Here is a 16,968-nt window from a genome sequence, read left to right as displayed (position 1 = left end):
CCTATCCGCGGACGTCGAGGCTGCGGGCGTAGTGCTCCTTGAACACCTCGAGGTGCGTCCAGGTCTCCAAGGCCATCACACCGTCGATCGTCCGGATGTGCTCGGCGAGGGAGTAAAGGTCACCCGACGAATCAGCGGCGACCGTGCCGATCAGGTCGAATCTGCCGAGTGTCCGCGCCAGGAACTCGATACCCGGCAGGGCCTCGATCTGCGCGCACGCCTCCCGGTCCCGCGATCCGAGGCTGACGCCGATGCCCATGGCGAGGGTTCTGCCGCCGCCGCGGCGCTTCACGACAGCTCCGACGCGCAACGCGGTGCTGTCGATCAGATGGTTCACTCGATTCCGCGCCGCACTGGGCGAGAGCCCGGTGCGTTCGGCCAGTTCCAGAAACGGCATCCGCCCGTTCCTCTCCAGCAACTCGATGAGCGCGACGTCTTTCGCGTCCAGTCGAACATCGGCCCGTAATGCGCTCTTGGGCATGAAGATTCCCTTGATGACATCGGCGTAGTACAGCGTGTTGACTGTGCGGACGCCGGGTTCCGCACGGATCGCGGCGATGGCGTCGTAGAGGTCCTGCTGGCTGGGGACGCGCAGTTCGGCGATGATGTTGTACTGCCCGCTCACGGCGGAAATGTAGACGGCCGCCTCCGTCGCGCAGAGCGCCTCGGCCACGGGACCCACCGGCCCCGACACGGCGACGGACACGTGAGCCATCGCCTTGAGGCCCAGCAACTCGGGATGGGCGACGGCAACGACGCTCACCGTGCCGGTGTCGAGCAGCGTCTGCACGCGCGTGGACACCGCGGCGCGGGGTGCGCCCACGGTCGCGGCGAGCTCCCGATAGGTCGCGCGACCATTCGACTGCAACGCCGCGATGAGCTTGGAATCCAGTTCGATACTCATGATGCCCCGAGATTTCTCGATTTCTTTCTGCACTCTTGACGGAGAAGAAGAATCGCACACATCACCAGATTCTGCGAATCGGTGCGAATTAGCTCGGCGTGCTGAACATATTCGCCGTAGACCGCTCGGTCCGGAACTTTGATGTATTGCGCAGCAGCTGGTCAGGGCGTAATTTTCCCTCCCAGCCGGACGTGACCCACACCACCATCTCGAAGGATCTCCATGCGCAAGCTGTTTCACCACGAGGCGTCCCCCCTCGACGCCACCGCCACAGTCTTCACCGGTGGCACGCTCCGCACCGTGGACGCAGAGACCGAGGGCGCCGAGGCCTTCCTCGTCTTCGGCAATCGGTTCGCCGCCGTCGGCACCGTTGCGGAATGTCGTGAGGAAGCGCGGAGGATCGGCACCCGGACCACGGACGTCATCGATCTCGCCGGGGCGACCGTCGTACCCGGGTTCGTCGATCCGCACGCCCACCCCCTGATGTACGGCCAGATGCTCAGCTGGGTGGACTGCGGTCCCGAGAAGGCGCGCACCATTCCCGAGATCGTTGCGCTGCTGCAGGAGGCGGCCCGGAACCAGCCTGCCGGGATCCCGGTCCGCGGGTACGGCTACGAGCACCGCAACCTCGTCGAGGGCCGTCATCCCACGAAGGAGGAACTCGATCAGGTCGGTACCGACCGCGAGGTGTACCTGATGAACGCCAGCGGCCACGGCGGCGTCGTCAACACGTTCACCCTCGAATTCCACGGCGTCACCCGCGACACCCCGAATCCGCCCGGCGGCGAGTTCTTCCGCGACGCGGACGGCGAACTGACCGGCGAACTGTCCGATGCCGCCTGCAACATCCTCACCGGTGTGAACGGCGTCAAGGTCGGTCATCACGGCCCGAACTTCCACCTCGAGGACGAACCCGAGGAGCATCTGCGGCAGCTTTCCGTGGCGCAGGAGAAGTTCCTCGAGGGCGGCGTCACCACGATCGGCGACTGCCAGGTGACGCGGCGCGAGTTCGACATGTACCTGCGCCTGGCGGAGCAGGGCCGGCTCGAGACCCGGGTGAGCATGTACCTGCTCAGCCACCTGCTCGATCACGCGCTCGACACCGGATTGCACGGTGCGTTCGGCAACTCACGCCTCGCGTTCGGCGGGATCAAGTTCTACGCCGACGGCACTCTCGGCGGTTGGACCGCCTACTTCCCTGATGGGTACGTGGGCGACCCGTGCCGGACCGGGCAGCTCTATCACGAGCCCGCCGACTATGCGGCGCTGATCGCGAAGGCACACGCCGTCGGCCTGCAGACTGCGACGCATGCGCAGTCGCCGACCGCGATCGACATGGTCCTCGACGCGATCGAGGCCGCGCAGAAGGCGCATCCCGACGCCGATGCCCGTCACCGCATCGAGCACTGCGGGTTGCCGACCCCCGAGCAGATCACGCGGATGCACGCACTCGGCGTGTATCCCGTCAACCAGCCGCAGCACTACTACAACTGGGGCGAGGGCGTGACCGCGGCGATCGGCACCCCGGGTGAGCGTTTCAATCCCCTGGGCGAATTCGTCGAGGCCGACGTGCCGGTCACGATCAGTTCCGACGCGCCGGTCGCCGAGCCCAAACCGCTCGAGGCCATCCAGGCCGCCGTCACCCGCATCACCCGGCAGGGGCATCAACTCGGCTCGAACGCGTTGCGACTGACCGCCGCCCAGGCCCTCACCGCGCACACGCTGAACGGGGCCCGCGCCCTCGGACGGGAATCCGAACTGGGCAGCATCTCCCCCGGAAAGCGCGCCGATTTCGTGGTCCTCGGCGCCGACCCTCTCACCGTCGACCCGCACACCATCGCCGACATCGAGGTCCGTGAAACCTGGATCGACGGCGAATTGGCGCATTCCACCCGCAGCGACCTATTCTCGACCACTGCAACCACCGAGGATCAGTCATGAGTCACGACACTCAGATCGCGAAGGCCCGCAAGGCGGGTTTCGCGGCCTTCGTCGGCACCACCATCGAGTGGTACGACTTCTACGTGTACGCCACGGCGGCGGCCCTGGTGTTCGGTGAGATCTTCTTCCCGTCCGACACCGACCGTCTGACCGGCATCGCCGCGGCGTTCGCCACCTACGCGGTGGGCTTCTTCGCCCGCCCACTCGGTGGCATCGTGTTCGGACACGTCGGCGACCGGATCGGCAGGCGGACGGCACTCGTCGTGACGCTCACCCTGATGGGCGCGGGCACGTTCCTGATCGGTGCGCTGCCGACGTACGCGCAGATCGGATTCTGGGCGCCGCTGCTGCTGGTGATGCTGCGGTTCGTGCAGGGCTTCGCGGTGGGCGGCGAATGGGGTGGCGCCGTGTTGATGGCCGTCGAACACGCGCCCGAGGACAAGAAGACGTTCTACGGTGGATTCGCACAGCTGGGTAATCCCGCCGGCGCGCTGCTCGCCACCGGGTTCTTCAGTGTCCTCTCGACCTTCGGCGACGACGCCCTGCGGGACTGGGCCTGGCGGCTGCCGTTCCTGTGCTCGGCGTTGCTGATCGGCGTGGGTCTGCTGGTGCGACTGAAGGTGGAGGAATCCCCCGTCTTCGAATCCGAGGTGCAGACGGCGACCGAACCCGAAGCGCTGCCGCTGAAGTACGCCATCGTCACCAACTGGCGCCCGATCCTGCTCGGCATGGGCATCCTGCCCGTCGCGGTGGGTGGCTACTACCTGGTGACGACGTTCATCACGGCGTACGCCACCGACCCGGACGTCGGGCTGTCCGAAACACTCGTCCTCAACGCGCTCAGCGTCGCCGCGGTGGTGGAGCTGATCGCCACTCTCGGAGTGGCGTGGCTCGGTGACAAGGTCGGCCGGATCCGCGTGGTGATCTACGGGCTGCTGGCCGTCGCGGTGCTCGCGGCACCACAGTTCCTGGTCCTGACATCCGGTTCGGTGGTCCTGATCTTCCTGACCTTCGCCGTCATGCGGCTCGTCCTGGCCGCGACCTACGGCCCGATCGCGGCGGTGCTGTCGCAGATGTTCCGGCCGCAGGCGAGATACACCAGCATTTCCCTCGCCTACCAGGGCGCGGGCGCGATCTTCGGTGGACTGTCGCCGTTGGTGTCCACGCTCATGTACCAGGCCACCGGCAGCGTGTGGCCGGTGATCGGGCTCCTGATCGGAATGTGCGCGGTCAGCATTCTCTGCCTGCTCGTCGCGCCGCAGCACGTCGATCACGTCGACGGCAAGCCCGACGAATCGGTGGGTGACCTGGGCGGTGCCCGGGCTTCTGCCTCGAGCTGAGATTCCCCGTGACGGAAGGGCCGGTGCTGCGCAGCACCGGCCCTTTCTCCTGTCAGGTGGGCGCGCCGTCCGAGTCTGCCGGAGACGCAGCGGCTGCCGGCGAGATGAGCCCGGCGTCGTCGAGCGCACGCCCGGTGAGCACCCGACCCACTTCGATCATCTCGGCGGCGCGATGGAAGTCGAGACTGCGGCACGCGTTCCGGGGCACCCGAACATGCACGTCCGGTGGGTACGCGGCGAGCTGGTAGCGAGCCAACGTCGCCTGCATCACGTCGAGCGAGCGGTTCATCACCGCGAACCGGCTGAACTTCGGGACGGCCACCGCGTCGCCCCCGACCACGGTCTGATCGTCGATCGCCTGGCCGTCCGGCTCGTCCGACGGATCCGGATCGGTCTGCGCGGCGCCGAACCGTCCGACGACCGACCGCACGATGTCCAGGTCGCGCAGCTGCGCGGCGCTCCGGCGAAAGCGTGCCACCCATTCGTCCACCGGCCGCGAATCCGCGCTGACGTTCTCCGGGGCCAGCGAGCGACCGTCCCGATCCTCGGCGCTCAGGCTGATCCCGACGGTCAGGTCGGCGCTCACGGAGACGAGCGGCGCCATCGGCAGAGGGTCGAGCACCCCACCGTCGGCGAGCACCCGGCCGTTGAGCACGGACGGCGTGATGACGCCGGGGATGGCGATCGACGCACGGATGGCCGCGTCGACGGGTCCTCGCTGGAACCACACCGACCGGCCCGCAGCGAGATCGGTGGCCACGGCCGTATACGGGATGGGAAGGTCCTCGATGCGGATCTCGCCGAGCATCTCTCTGACCCGTTGCAGGATCTTCTCGGCGTGGATGGCTCCCGGCGCGGACACCGACAGGTCGAGAAGCCGCACGACGTCGAGCTGTGTCAGGCCGATCGCCCACCGGGTGAAGTCGTCGAGCTTGCCCGCAGCGTGGAGTCCCCCCACCAGGGCACCCATCGACGATCCTGCGACTCCGACGATCTCGAATCCGCGCTCCTCGAGTACCTGGATCGCTCCGATGTGGGCGTACCCCCGCGCACCGCCGCTACCCAGAGCCAGCCCAACGCGCCTCGGTCCGGTCATCGGATGATCGTACGCGGACGAGAACGTCGGACCGTCAGGACAGACCGTTGTCCGGGAGCCGCAGGTCCGGCTTGTCGAGCTCCTCGATGTTCACGTCCTTGAACGTGATGACGCGGACATACTTCACGAAGCGCGCGGGACGGTACATGTCCCACACCCATGCATCGGACATGCGCAGCTCGAAGTAGATCTCCCCGTCCGCGTTGTGCGGCAGCAACTCCACCGAGTTGGCCAGATAGAACCGGCGCTCGGTCTCCACGACATAGGAGAACTGACCGACGATGTCCCGATACTCGCGGTAGAGCGACAGCTCCATCTCGGTTTCGTACTTCTCGAGATCCTCGGCACTCATCGGTCTCGGAGTCCTCCTGCTCTGGTGTGAATTGTCATCATCTCGCACTTCCGGAACTGTTATCCACTCGGTGTATCAGCGCCGCGACGTTCGACCACGAGCGGCGGTGCTCCGGGCACGGGCCCAGCTTCTCGAGGGCCGTCAGGTGCGCGGGCGTGTTGTAGCCCTTGTGGATCGCGAAACCGTAACCGGGATGTGTCTCGTCCATCGCGACCATTACCCGGTCGCGAGAGACCTTGGCCAGCACCGACGCCGCCGCGATGCATGCCGCCGCGGCGTCGCCGCCGATCACCGGCAGCGACGGGGTCGGCAGGCCCGGGACGCGGAAGCCGTCGGTGAGAACGTAACCCGGGGTGGTCGAGAGCCCGGCGACCGCACGTCGCATGCCCTCGATGTTGGCCACGTGGACACCCATGCGGTCGACTTCCTCGGCCGGGAAAGACACGACGCTCCACGCCACTGCCAGCCGGGTGATGGCCGGGAACAGCTCTTCACGCGTGCGTTCGGTGAGTTTCTTCGAATCGTCGAGGCGCGCCAGCGCCGGATACGGCTTCGGTGCGAGCACGCAGGCCGCCACGACGAGCGGGCCCGCACACGCACCCCGGCCTGCCTCGTCGACACCGGCCACCGGCCCGAGACCGCTGCGGACCAGGGCCGACTCCATCGTCCGCAGACCGGACGACCTGCGAATGACGATGCGTGGAGGCCAGGAAGTCACTTGCCCTGGATATCGGGTGAGCTGATCGTGCCCATCCGCGCCGGCGGCAACGCGATGAAGACCGCCTTACCGATCACGTTGTCGAGCGGGATGGTGCCTTGCATGTCGTCGCCCACGTGGTACCGCGAGTCCGCGGAGTTGCTGCGGTTGTCGCCCATCACCCACAGGTGGCCGTCGGGGACGGTGACCGGACCGAAGCAGCGTGCCGACTTCAACGCGGTGTCGCAGGCCTGCGAGCCGGGGACGAACGGGAAGTCCATGACGACGTAGGGCTCGTCGAGCGGTGTGCCGTCGACCAGGATGCGGCCCTGGTCGTCGCAGCATTCGACGGTCTGACCACCGGTGGCGATCACCCGCTTGACGAGGTCGTTCTCGTCCGGGGGGACGAGTCCGACGAGGGAACCGAGTTCCTGCGCACCGCGGATCACCACGTTGGAGGACCGGGTGGAGACGAAATCCTGCGACCACGAATCGGGGCCGCGGAACACGATGACGTCACCCGGTTGCGGTTCACCGAAGCGGTAACCGATCTTCTCGACCACGATGCGGTCGCCGGTGCAGCCCGCGCACCCGTGCAGCGTCGGTTCCATCGATTCCGACGGAATGAGATACACCCGGGCGACAAACGTCTGCAACAGGAAACTCAGGACGAGCGCGACCAGAATCAGGATCGGCAACTCGCGGAGGAAGGAGCGGGGCTTCTTCTCGGGCTCCGCCGTACCGCCGTTCACGGCGGAGGTGGCGGCCGAATCGCCGGTGGTCTCGGATTCCGACGACAATGCCCGCTCCTTCGAAGAATCTGTCACGAAATCAGATTAGCCCGGCACTGCGAGTACGCAGTGCCGGGCTCATCGGAAAGGTCAGCGCTTTTCCTTGATCTTGGCGGCCTTGCCACGCAGATCGCGGAGGTAGTACAGCTTGGCGCGACGGACGTCACCGCGGGTGACGACCTCGATCTGTGCCAGGTTCGGGCTGTGGACCGGGAAGGTGCGCTCGACGCCGACACCGAAGGAGACCTTGCGGACGGTGAAGGTCTCGCGGACGCCGCCGCCCTGACGGCGGATCACGACGCCCTTGAAGACCTGCACGCGCTCCTTCGAGCCTTCGATGACCTTGACGTGCACGTTGAGGGTGTCGCCGGGACGGAACTCGGGAATGTCGTCGCGGAGGGACTTCTTGTCCAGGAAATCGAGAGTGTTCATCGGTGTTCCATCCTTGCGTTTTCGCAGGAGCAGAGGAACCGAGCGGCACCCGGACGTTCGGAGAACCCCGGTGCTCGTCTGGTTCGTGCCCAGATCAAGTATTGCTGCCTGGTCCAGGCAACCCGTCCATTGTGCCAGACGCCACCGGGTGAAGCGAAATCGGCGGCGGCGCCGCATGCACCACATGGTCGAGCTCCACCTCCGCCGCCACCCTGGCATGCTCCGCGGCCTCCTTCACGTGCTCCGCGCTGGGCGTCCCCGCGATGAAGTCCTGCACGAAGATCTTGGCCCGGATGACCGGCCGACGCCACTTTCGCTCCCGCTCGAGCGCGCGAAGCATCCGCTTCGGCTTGGAGGTGTACCGCCACCGGGCCCACGGTGCGCTCGGCCGGCTCAATCGGAGCGCCCCGATCAGCAGGATCGGGAAAACGAACAGGCCGAGCAGCCCGGTCCAGATCTTCCCCTTCAGCAGCACCACCCCCGCGATGAGCAGGTTGATCACGGAAGACAACCCGATTGCGACCCGCACCCACGGATCCGGCGAATCCCGGAAGTCGGTGACGTTGATCAGTTCGAGCGGCCGGAGTCCGAGCAGCAGCAGACCCGTCACCGCGATCGCCACGAATACGGCATCGACCGACGTCCGGCCCTCATCCGCCCAGTACACGTCCTGCAGGTAGAAGATCAGCGCGAACTCGTCCAGCACCAGCGCGGCGCCGATCCCGAACAACGTGGCGAGGACGGCGCCGGTGGTCTGGGTGCCGTCCTCGTACACGGCGATGAGGGAAACTCCCGACACGAGCATCGTGACGACGCCGAACACCACGTGGTGGACGTGGTGCCCGCCGGGTTTCACGTTGCCCGGCCACCACGACACCTCGGCGCGGATCATCCGCACGCTCAATCGGATGAACAGGAAGGCCGCGAGAAACCCGAGCAGGAAAAAGAGCAGAGGCAGGCGCCCGTGCCCGACGATTTCCCGATCCAGCCATTCGTACATCGGCATCCACTATCCCAGTAAAGAACTGGTCACTCCATCGAAAAGTGGTGGCTCGTGTCGGGATGGTGACCTCTCTACTTGCCGAACCCCGCCTTCCGCAGCGCGTCGGCCATCGAACCGCCGGGCGCCGGGCGGGAGTCACGCCCGCGATCGCGTCCACCCTGCTGCTGCGGCTTGCCGCCGCGCCGATCCTGCGGCTGCCCGCCACCCCGCCGATCCTGCCGCTGCCCGCCGCCGCGGGGACCGTCGTTCTTGCGGCCGGCCCCGACCTCGTCGTCGAGCCGCAGCGTCAGGCCGATGCGCTGACGGGCCTCGTCCACCTCGAGGACCTTCACCCTCACGACGTCGCCCGACTTGACGACGTCCCGCGGGTCCTTGACGAAGTTGTGGGACATCGCGGACACGTGAACGAGGCCGTCCTGGTGAACGCCGATGTCGACGAACGCGCCGAACGCCGCGACGTTGGTGACGACGCCCTCGAGCGTCATTCCCGGCTTCAGGTGCGACACCTTCTCGATTCCGGCCGCGAATGTGGCCGTCTTGAACTCCGGGCGGGGGTCGCGGCCGGGCTTTTCGAGCTCACCGATGATGTCGGTGACCGTGGGCAGACCGAATCGGTCGTCGACGAAGTCTGCCGGGTTCAGGCTGCGGAGCGCGGACGTGTTGCCGATGATCTCGCGCACGCCGGTGCCGCTGGCGCCGACGATCTTGCGCACCACCGGGTAGGCCTCGGGGTGGACGCTGGAGGCGTCGAGCGGGTCGTCCCCGTTGGGGATCCGCAGGAAGCCGGCGCACTGCTCGAACGCCTTCGGACCGAGTCTCGCGACGTCCTTGAGTCCCTTGCGGCTGTGGAACGGGCCGTTCTGGTCCCGGTGCGCGACGATGCTCTCGGCCAGCGAACCGGCGATACCGGACACGCGGGACAGCAGCGGCACCGACGCGGTGTTCACGTCGACGCCGACCGCGTTCACCGCGTCCTCGACGACCGCGCCGAGCGACCGCGCGAGCAGCGTCTCCGACACGTCGTGCTGGTACTGCCCGACGCCGATCGACTTCGGGTCGATCTTCACCAGTTCGGCGAGGGGATCCTGCAGGCGGCGCGCGATGGAGACTGCTCCACGGATCGACACGTCGAGGTCGGGCAGCTCCGCCGAGGCGTACGCGGACGCCGAGTACACGGACGCCCCGGCCTCGGACACCACGATCTTCGTCAGGTTGGTCGCGCCCGACTTGGCGATCAGCTCGGTCGCGAGCGCATCCGTCTCGCGGGAGGCGGTGCCGTTCCCGATGGCGATGAGCTCCACGCCGTGCTTGGCGACGAGACCGGCGAGGGTGGCCAGAGAACTGTCCCACTTGTTCTGCGGCTGATGCGGGTAGATCGTTTCGTGAGCCACCACCTTGCCGGTGGCGTCCACGACCGCGACCTTCGTACCGGTCCGGAAACCGGGGTCGAGGCCCATCGTGGCGCGGGTACCGGCAGGCGCTGCCAGCAGCAGGTCGCGCAGGTTGTTGGCGAACACGTCGACGGCATCCTTCTCCGCCGACTGTCGCAGGCGCATCCGAGTGTCGATGCCCAGCGTGACGATCATCTTGGTGCGCCACGCCCACCGCACGGTGTCGAGCAGCCACCGGTCGGCGGGCCTGCCGCGATCGGCGATGCCGAACCGGCCGGCGATCCGGCCCTCGTAGACGGTGGGCTCGCCGGGGACGGGCTCCTCCGTGTCGGGTGCCAGGGTGAGCGTGAGCACCTCTTCCTTCTCGCCGCGCAGCACCGCCAGGATGCGGTGGGACGGGAGCTTGCCGAACGGCTCGGAGAACTCGAAGTAGTCGGCGAACTTCGCACCCTCGGTCTCCTTGCCCTTGCGGACCGCGGACACCAGTTGCCCCCGGGTCCACATCAACTCGCGGAGTTCACCCACCAGGTCTGCGTCTTCGGCGAAATGCTCGACGAGGATCGCGCGCGCACCCTCGAGCTGTTCGGCCGTGTAGGACGCCGGATCGGTGGAGGGATCGGTGATCAGCGCGTCGGCGACAGGTTCGTGACCGGCTTCGCGGGCGATCTGCGCCTTCGTGCGACGCTTCGGCTTGAACGGCAGATAGATGTCCTCCAGGCGCGCCTTCGTGTCGGCGGTCATGATCTGCCCACGCAACTGGTCGTCGAGCTTGCCCTGCGAGTCGATCGACTCGAGCACGGCAACCCGGCGCTCGTCCAGTTCCCGCAGGTACCGCAGGCGTTCCTCGAGCTGGCGGAGCTGAGCGTCGTCGAGCGTTCCGGTGACTTCCTTGCGGTACCGGGCGATGAAGGGCACGGTGGCTCCACCGTCGAGGAGGTCCACGGCGGCCGCGACCTGTCCCTCCCGGACGTCGAGCTCCTCGGCAATGCGCTGGTTCACGGTCTTGAGAGTCACGGAAATGGACCCTACCGCTACTCTGAGACAAAATCGTCGGCGGTGAGGCCGTCACGGAAATCTCGGGAGAATTTCATGTCCAGGCTGTTCCGTTGCCTGACGGTCATGGTCTTCCTGCTGGGTGCGCCACTGGCCTGCACCATCCCGACCGAGACGAACTCCGTGGTCGACATCCCGGCGACGTCACCGGCCGTCGCGACCCCCGACCTCCTCCCGGCCGACGAACCGCCGGCGGGTGACGGCGTGACTGTGAGCCCGGAGCCGTTCCCCTCCGCGCGGGTCCCCGTCTCGGCGCCCCTCGCCGAACGCATCTCGGCGGCGGTCGCGACGGCGGCCACCGAGCGCGGCGCCGAGGTGTCGATCGCCGTTCTGGACCGCGCCACCGGCAGCTATCTGGAGGGCGCCGCCGCCGAACCGGTCGAAACGGCGTCGTTGGCCAAGCTGTTCATCGCCGCCCAGATGTATCACCTCGACGCAATCGGTGAGCGGCCGCTGTCCGATAACGACCATCTCCTCCTGAAGCGGATGCTCGAATCGTCCGACGACGACGCGGCCAACACACTCTGGGACGATCTCGGCGGTTCGGACGTCGTCGTCGACGTCGCCGGGCGGTACGGACTCGCCGCGACCACACCACCCTGGGACGGGTTGTGGTGGAACACCGAGACGACCGCCGCCGACCTCGTGACGTTCTATGCCGGGCTTCTCGACGACCGCGACGGCCTGGGCCCGGGTCGCATCGCCGAGTTCGTCGACTACCTGCGCTCGTCGACACCCGAGGGGATCGACGGTTACGATCAGCGGTTCGGCCTCCCCGAGGGCTTGCCCGGAGAGAACGTCGTCGGGGTGAAGCAGGGTTGGATGTGCTGTGTGGGCGATCGGTGGATCCACGTGTCGACGGGTCTGATCGGTGACGACAACCGCTACATCGTGGCCGTCGCGTCGCGGGAGGACATCCGGTACGAGGACGACGAGGAGTCGTACCCGGACACCGCGATCACGGATGTCACCGAGGATTCCAGCGCCCGGCATGCACGGGACACGATGACCGGATTCGTGAAGTCCCTGTTCCCCACCGGTGTCGTCGACGACTGGGCGCAGCCCCAGAGTTAGTGCCCGGGCAGGGCCGGAAATCGGTTCAGCGCAACAGGTCCGGACGGCGCTCGGCGGTGCGTTGCAGCGACTGCTCGTGTCGCCACGCAGCCACCTTCGCGTGATCACCCGACAGCAGGACCGGCGGGACGTCGAGTCCGCGCCACGTCGCCGGCCGCGTGTAACTGGGTCCTTCGAGGAGTCCGTCCGAGAACGAATCCTCTTGGTGCGACTGCTGATTGCCGAGCACTCCGGGAATCAGGCGCACGAACGCCTCGGTCATCACCAGCACGGCCGCCTCGCCCCCGATGAGGACGTAGTCGCCGATGCTCACTTCTTCGACGCGCACCCGGCGGGCGGCGTCGTCGAACACGCGCTGATCGATGCCTTCGTAACGTCCGCAGGCGAAGACGATGCGCTTCTCCCCCGCCCAGCGCTCGGCGGTGGCCTGCGTGAAAGGAACACCGGCCGGTGTGGGGACGACCAGCAGCGTGTCCGAGTCGCCGTCGCCCGCGGCGAGGACGTCGTCGAGCGCGGGCCCCCACACGGTGGGCTTCATGACCATCCCCGGCCCGCCGCCGTACGGAGAATCGTCGACGGCCTTGTGGACGTCGTGCGTCCAGTCCCGCAGATCGTGCACGTCGACGGAGATGAGGCCTTTGTCGATGGCCTTGCCGAGCAACGCCGCTCGAAGCGGCTCGAGGTACTCGGGGAAGATGGTGACCACGTCGAGACGCATGGCTACCGACTCACTTCCCGTCGGCCGATTCACCGAAGTCGGGATCGAGCAACCCTTCAGGCGGATCGATCTCGACGACGCCGTCGGCGACGGACACCGACGTGACGATCGCGGCCACGAACGGGACGAGAAGTTCGCCGGACTGTTCGCCGGCCCGGCGGATCGAGAGCAATTCGCCTGCCGCGGAATGCAATACCTCGATGACGGTTCCCACCTCGGTGCCGTCCGCGAGTCGCACCGACAGTCCCTCGAGTTCGTGATCGTAGAATTCGTCGGGGTCGTCGGACGGCTCGAGTTCGGCGCTGTCGATGACGAACAGCGTGCCCCGCAGGGCATCCGCCGCGGTGCGGTCCGACACACCGTCGAGGCGCAGCAGAAGCCGCCCGGAATGGTCCCGGGCGGCTTCCACCGTGTATGTGCTCACAGTCTGCTCGCGCGGCTTGTGTCCCCGCAGCACGGCACCGACGGCGAATCGATCCTCGGGTTCGTCGGTGCGAACCTCGACCACGATCTCACCCTTGATGCCGTGCGACTTGGCGACACGGCCGACGACGAGCTCCACTGCTGTAAGGCCTCTACTGATCGGTGTCGACGACGTCGACACGGATCCCGCGGCCACCGATACCGGAGACCAGCGTCCGCAGAGCGGTCGCGGTGCGACCACCGCGACCGATGACCTTGCCGAGATCGTCAGGGTTGACGTGCACCTCGACAGTGCGCCCCCGACGCCCGGTGATCAGCTCGACACGAACGTCGTCGGGGTTGGCGACGATGCCACGAACGAGGTGCTCCACGGCATCGGCGACGACGGCACTCACTTGTCAGCAGCCTCGGACTCTGCAGCAGCCTCGGCGGGAGCGTCGGCAGCAGCCTCGGCGTCCTCGGCCTTCGCCTTCTTCTTCTTGGGCGTGATGGCCTCACCGACGGGCTCGTTCTCGGCCTGCGCGAGCGCAGCCTGGAACAGCTCCAGCTTGGAGGGCTTGGCTTCCTTGACGCGGAGGGTGCCCTCGGCGCCCGGCAGGCCCTTGAACTTCTGCCAGTCACCGGTGATCTTGAGGATGGCCTCGACGGGCTCGGTGGGCTGGGCGCCGACGCCGAGCCAGTACTGCGCGCGCTCGGAATCGACCTCGATCAGCGAGGGCTCTTCCTTGGGGTGGTACTTGCCGATGGTCTCGATCGCACGGCCGTTGCGGCGGGTGCGGGAGTCGGCGACGACGATGCGGTACTGCGGGTTCCGGATCTTGCCGAGCCGGGTGAGCTTGATCTTGACAGCCACTGCTGTACTTCTCCTTCAGTGCGCACACGAGTGTGCCCACGTGTCACGTGCAATTCGGCGACGCGCAGGAATAGCGCGCCCGGTTTTGCCTCCAACCTGTGACCGCCGCGCGGTGCGTGACCGGATGCGACGAACAGCGGTTCATTCTGCCAGACGAACACCGTCAGGGGGAAACCAGGTCATCGGGTCTTGACCACGTTGCCCCGCAGCACCACGACATCGGGCGCGGCGAGGGCGTCGCTGCTCGCGCGCGGGTCGTTCCGGAAGACCAGCAGATCCGCGGGCGCACCCGCTTGAACTCCCGGATGTCCGAGCCACGCGCGAGCGTCCCAGCACGCGGCGCCGAGCGCCTCGGACGGGGTCAGTCCGACCGCCTTCAGTTCCTCGACCTCGTCGGCGATGCGTCCGTGGACGATCGATCCGCCGGCGTCGGTGCCTGCGTAGATCGGGATCCCCGCGTCGTGTGCGGCACCGATCGTGTCCTTCACCCGCGAGTGCAGGTCACGCATGTGTGCGGCGTAGATCGGGAACCGCGAGGCGGACTCGGCGATGTCCGGGAACGTCGCGATGTTGATCAGCGTCGGGACGAGGGCGGTTCCGTGCGAGACCATCAGCTCGATCGTCTCGTCGGTGAGCCCGGTGCCGTGCTCGATGCAGTCGATTCCGGCGTTGATCAGGCCCGGAAGCGCATCCTCGGCGAAGACGTGCGCGGTGACGCGAGCCCCTTCGCGGTGTGCGGCCGCGATCGCTTCGACGAGGATGTCGTCGCTCCACAACGGCGCGAGGTCGCCCGCGGAGCGGTCGATCCAGTCGCCGACGAGCTTGACCCACCCGTCACCGGCCCGGGCCTGGCGCACCACCTCGTCCGGAAGCTGCGACTCGTCCTCGAGATCGACCGGCAGTCCGCGGATATACCGCTTGGGGGCGGCGATGTGCTGCCCGGCGCGGATGATCCTCGGCAGGTCGGGGCGGTCGTCGACGAACCGGGTGTCGACCGGCGAACCCGCGTCACGAATCAGCAGGACCCCGCAGTCGCGCTCGGTCTCCGCCTGCGCGATCAGCCCCTCGACGCTCTCGCCACCGCCGCCGCCGAATCTGATGCCGACGTGGCAGTGGGCGTCGACGAGACCGGGAACGATCCACCCGGATTCACAGACGGTCTCGGCGCCGGGAACCGGTTCGGTCGAGATCACACCGTTGTCGACCCAGAACTCGACCGGCTGTTCGTCGGGCAGACCGGTGCCCCGGAAGTGCAACGCGCCCATCGGCTACTTCTTCGGCAGCTTCAGCTGGGACAGGTCGATGCCCTCGAGTCCGGGCGGCAATTCGTCCAGGCCCTTCGGCATTTTCGACAGATCGGGCATACCCGAGGGGAGACCGCCGGGCGGCATTCCCGGGAACCCGCCGGGCAGGCCGCCGGGGAATCCTCCGCGCACCTTCGGCGGCGTGGGTCCCTTGCCACCCTTCTTGCCCTTCTTGCCCTTCTTGCTGCGCTGCTGCTTCCGTGAACCGGGCATGCCCATCCGCCCGGCCATCGCGGCCATCATCTTGCGGGCCTCGAAGAAACGGTCGACGAGCTGGTTGACGTCGGAGACCTTGACGCCCGAACCGTTGGCGATCCGCAGCCTGCGGGAGGCGTTGATGATCTTGGGATCGTCGCGCTCGGCGGGGGTCATGCCGCGGATGATCGCCTGCACACGGTCGAGCTGCTTCTCGTCGACGTTCGCGAGAGCGTCCTTCATCTGTCCCGCACCCGGGAGCATGCCCAGGAGGTTGCCGATGGGGCCCATCTTGCGGACGGCCATCATCTGCTCGAGGAAGTCCTCCAGCGTGAGCTGTCCCGAGCCGATCTTCTGTGCGGTGGCCTCGGCCTGCTCGGCGTCGAAGTGCTGCTCGGCCGCCTCGATCAGGCTGAGGACGTCACCCATGCCGAGAATGCGGCTGGCCATGCGGTCGGGGTGGAAGACGTCGAAGTCCTCGAGCTTCTCACCCGTGGACGCGAACAGGATGGGCTGCCCGGTGACCTCGCGGACGCTGAGCGCCGCACCACCGCGGGCGTCACCGTCGAGCTTCGTGAGCACGACACCGGTGAATCCGACACCCTCACGGAACGCCTCGGCCGTGCTGACCGCGTCCTGACCGATCATCGCGTCGAGAACGAAGATCGTCTCGTCCGGGTTCACGGCGTCGCGGATACCCGCAGCCTGCGCCATCAGGTCGGCGTCGATACCCAGGCGACCCGCGGTGTCGACGATGACCACGTCGAACTGCTTGTTGCGGGCTTCCTCGACACCTGCCCGGGCCACTTCGACCGGGTCGGCCGCGGTGATGCCCAGCTCGTTGTCGCCGCCGCCGATGGACGTGCCGGGGTGCGGTGCGAACACCGTTGCCCCCGCGCGCTCACCGACGATCTGCAGCTGGGTGACGGCGCCGGGACGCTGCAGGTCGCAGGCCACGAGCAGCGGGGTGTGCCCCTGGTCGCGCAGCCACTTCGCGAGCTTGCCGGCGAGGGTCGTCTTACCGGAACCCTGCAGACCGGCGAGCATGATGACCGTCGGCGGCGTCTTGGCGAACGCCAGCCGGCGGGTCTCGCCCCCGAGGATCCCGACGAGTTCCTCGTTGACGATCTTGACGACCTGCTGCGCCGGGTTCAGCGCCCCCGAGACCTCGACGCCCTTGGCGCGTTCCTTGATCTTGGCGATGAACGAGCGTACGACGGGCAGCGCGACGTCTGCCTCGAGCAGGGCCAACCGGATCTCACGGCAGGTGGCATCGATGTCGGCTCCGGAAAGGCGACCCTTGCCACGCAGATCCTTGAGGGCTCCGGTCAACCTGTCGGAAAGGGATTCGAACACCGAGTGCGCTCCTGAAGTCATGCGAGTGTGCGGTGGATATTCTCG

Annotated in this window: 17 protein-coding genes; 3 read left to right on the top strand and 14 right to left on the bottom strand. The window is 67.4% G+C overall.

Going from position 1 to position 16,968, the window contains the following annotated elements; genetic code table 11:
- Position 1 precedes the first annotated feature (1 nt).
- The gene (locus CJ177_RS06045; protein ID WP_061042891.1) at positions 2 to 904 is read right to left on the bottom strand and encodes an Lrp/AsnC family transcriptional regulator; all 903 of its coding nucleotides are present in this window, start codon (positions 902 to 904) and stop codon (positions 2 to 4) included.
- Positions 905 to 1,126: 222 nt separating this feature from the next.
- Between CJ177_RS06045 and CJ177_RS06040 the strand changes: the two genes are divergently transcribed.
- Together CJ177_RS06040 and CJ177_RS06035 are read left to right on the top strand one after the other, a co-directional pair.
- Entirely contained in the window at positions 1,127 to 2,845 is a 1,719-nt protein-coding gene (locus CJ177_RS06040) for an amidohydrolase (protein ID WP_061042892.1), read from the top strand.
- The gene (locus CJ177_RS06035) at positions 2,842 to 4,185 is read left to right on the top strand and encodes an MFS transporter (protein WP_061699604.1); all 1,344 of its coding nucleotides are present in this window, start codon (positions 2,842 to 2,844) and stop codon (positions 4,183 to 4,185) included. The genes CJ177_RS06040 and CJ177_RS06035 overlap by 4 nt, the downstream gene beginning before the upstream one ends.
- 52 nt (positions 4,186 to 4,237) lie before the next feature.
- Here the strand turns inward: CJ177_RS06035 and CJ177_RS06030 are convergent, their stop codons facing one another.
- From CJ177_RS06030 to CJ177_RS06000, 7 genes are all read right to left on the bottom strand, one after another.
- Entirely contained in the window at positions 4,238 to 5,281 is a 1,044-nt protein-coding gene (locus tag CJ177_RS06030; protein WP_095867408.1) for a patatin-like phospholipase family protein, read from the bottom strand.
- A 34-nt stretch (positions 5,282 to 5,315) separates the two neighbouring features.
- Positions 5,316 to 5,633: a DUF2469 domain-containing protein gene (locus CJ177_RS06025; protein WP_005240496.1), complete on the bottom strand. Its 318-nt coding sequence runs from the start codon at positions 5,631 to 5,633 to the stop codon at positions 5,316 to 5,318.
- Positions 5,634 to 5,670: 37 nt separating this feature from the next.
- The gene (locus tag CJ177_RS06020) at positions 5,671 to 6,351 is read right to left on the bottom strand and encodes a ribonuclease HII (protein WP_095867407.1); all 681 of its coding nucleotides are present in this window, start codon (positions 6,349 to 6,351) and stop codon (positions 5,671 to 5,673) included.
- Positions 6,348 to 7,130 (bottom strand): signal peptidase I, encoded by a 783-nt coding sequence (gene lepB / locus CJ177_RS06015; RefSeq protein WP_061042895.1) that lies wholly within the window; start codon positions 7,128 to 7,130, stop codon positions 6,348 to 6,350. The genes CJ177_RS06020 and lepB overlap by 4 nt, the downstream gene beginning before the upstream one ends.
- An 81-nt stretch (positions 7,131 to 7,211) precedes the next feature.
- Positions 7,212 to 7,553: a 50S ribosomal protein L19 gene (rplS, locus tag CJ177_RS06010; RefSeq protein WP_005240490.1), complete on the bottom strand. Its 342-nt coding sequence runs from the start codon at positions 7,551 to 7,553 to the stop codon at positions 7,212 to 7,214.
- 94 nt (positions 7,554 to 7,647) lie between these two features.
- Positions 7,648 to 8,553, bottom strand: coding sequence for a hypothetical protein (locus CJ177_RS06005; protein ID WP_025432344.1), 906 nt, complete (start codon positions 8,551 to 8,553; stop codon positions 7,648 to 7,650).
- 74 nt (positions 8,554 to 8,627) lie between these two features.
- A complete protein-coding gene (locus CJ177_RS06000) occupies positions 8,628 to 10,961 on the bottom strand; it encodes a Tex family protein (protein ID WP_179443158.1) in 2,334 nt (777 codons plus the stop codon).
- 75 nt (positions 10,962 to 11,036) lie between these two features.
- Between CJ177_RS06000 and CJ177_RS05995 the strand changes: the two genes are divergently transcribed.
- Complete coding sequence (locus CJ177_RS05995; protein WP_257014383.1) at positions 11,037 to 12,074, top strand: class A beta-lactamase-related serine hydrolase; 1,038 nt, start codon at positions 11,037 to 11,039, stop codon at positions 12,072 to 12,074.
- 25 nt (positions 12,075 to 12,099) lie between these two features.
- On the opposite strand, the gene trmD is transcribed toward CJ177_RS05995, so the two are convergent.
- From trmD to ffh, 6 genes are all read right to left on the bottom strand, one after another.
- On the bottom strand, positions 12,100 to 12,792 hold the full coding sequence (trmD, locus tag CJ177_RS05990; RefSeq protein ID WP_005240483.1) for a tRNA (guanosine(37)-N1)-methyltransferase TrmD: 693 nt from the start codon (positions 12,790 to 12,792) through the stop codon (positions 12,100 to 12,102).
- A 10-nt stretch (positions 12,793 to 12,802) separates the two neighbouring features.
- Positions 12,803 to 13,354, bottom strand: a complete 552-nt coding sequence (gene rimM, locus CJ177_RS05985; RefSeq protein WP_005240481.1) for a ribosome maturation factor RimM — start codon at positions 13,352 to 13,354, stop codon at positions 12,803 to 12,805.
- 13 nt (positions 13,355 to 13,367) lie between these two features.
- Complete coding sequence (locus CJ177_RS05980; protein ID WP_005240479.1) at positions 13,368 to 13,610, bottom strand: RNA-binding protein; 243 nt, start codon at positions 13,608 to 13,610, stop codon at positions 13,368 to 13,370.
- Positions 13,607 to 14,068 (bottom strand): 30S ribosomal protein S16, encoded by a 462-nt coding sequence (gene rpsP / locus CJ177_RS05975; RefSeq protein WP_005240477.1) that lies wholly within the window; start codon positions 14,066 to 14,068, stop codon positions 13,607 to 13,609. The genes CJ177_RS05980 and rpsP overlap by 4 nt, the downstream gene beginning before the upstream one ends.
- A gap of 179 nt (positions 14,069 to 14,247) precedes the next feature.
- Positions 14,248 to 15,333: an amidohydrolase family protein gene (locus CJ177_RS05970; protein WP_061042899.1), complete on the bottom strand. Its 1,086-nt coding sequence runs from the start codon at positions 15,331 to 15,333 to the stop codon at positions 14,248 to 14,250.
- A 3-nt stretch (positions 15,334 to 15,336) separates the two neighbouring features.
- On the bottom strand, positions 15,337 to 16,923 hold the full coding sequence (gene ffh / locus CJ177_RS05965; RefSeq protein WP_005240471.1) for a signal recognition particle protein: 1,587 nt from the start codon (positions 16,921 to 16,923) through the stop codon (positions 15,337 to 15,339).
- Positions 16,924 to 16,968 lie beyond the last annotated feature (45 nt).

It is taken from the genome of Rhodococcus sp. ACPA1, assembly GCF_002300195.1.
In the GTDB taxonomy this organism is placed as follows: domain Bacteria; phylum Actinomycetota; class Actinomycetes; order Mycobacteriales; family Mycobacteriaceae; genus Rhodococcus_F; species Rhodococcus_F opacus.
The sequence above is the reverse complement of the archived record's forward strand: the minus strand, read 5'-3'. Positions and strand labels throughout refer to the sequence as shown.

Coding starts and splice junctions, on each gene's coding strand:
- CJ177_RS06045 (WP_061042891.1), bottom strand. CDS start 904: ATGAGTATCGAACTGGATTCCAAGCTCATCGCGGCGTTGCAGTCGAAT.
- CJ177_RS06040 (WP_061042892.1), top strand. CDS start 1,127: ATGCGCAAGCTGTTTCACCACGAGGCGTCCCCCCTCGACGCCACCGCC.
- CJ177_RS06035 (WP_061699604.1), top strand. CDS start 2,842: ATGAGTCACGACACTCAGATCGCGAAGGCCCGCAAGGCGGGTTTCGCG.
- CJ177_RS06030 (WP_095867408.1), bottom strand. CDS start 5,281: ATGACCGGACCGAGGCGCGTTGGGCTGGCTCTGGGTAGCGGCGGTGCG.
- CJ177_RS06025 (WP_005240496.1), bottom strand. CDS start 5,633: ATGAGTGCCGAGGATCTCGAGAAGTACGAAACCGAGATGGAGCTGTCG.
- rplS (WP_005240490.1), bottom strand. CDS start 7,553: ATGAACACTCTCGATTTCCTGGACAAGAAGTCCCTCCGCGACGACATT.
- CJ177_RS06005 (WP_025432344.1), bottom strand. CDS start 8,553: ATGTACGAATGGCTGGATCGGGAAATCGTCGGGCACGGGCGCCTGCCT.
- CJ177_RS05995 (WP_257014383.1), top strand. CDS start 11,037: ATGTCCAGGCTGTTCCGTTGCCTGACGGTCATGGTCTTCCTGCTGGGT.
- trmD (WP_005240483.1), bottom strand. CDS start 12,792: ATGCGTCTCGACGTGGTCACCATCTTCCCCGAGTACCTCGAGCCGCTT.
- CJ177_RS05970 (WP_061042899.1), bottom strand. CDS start 15,333: ATGGGCGCGTTGCACTTCCGGGGCACCGGTCTGCCCGACGAACAGCCG.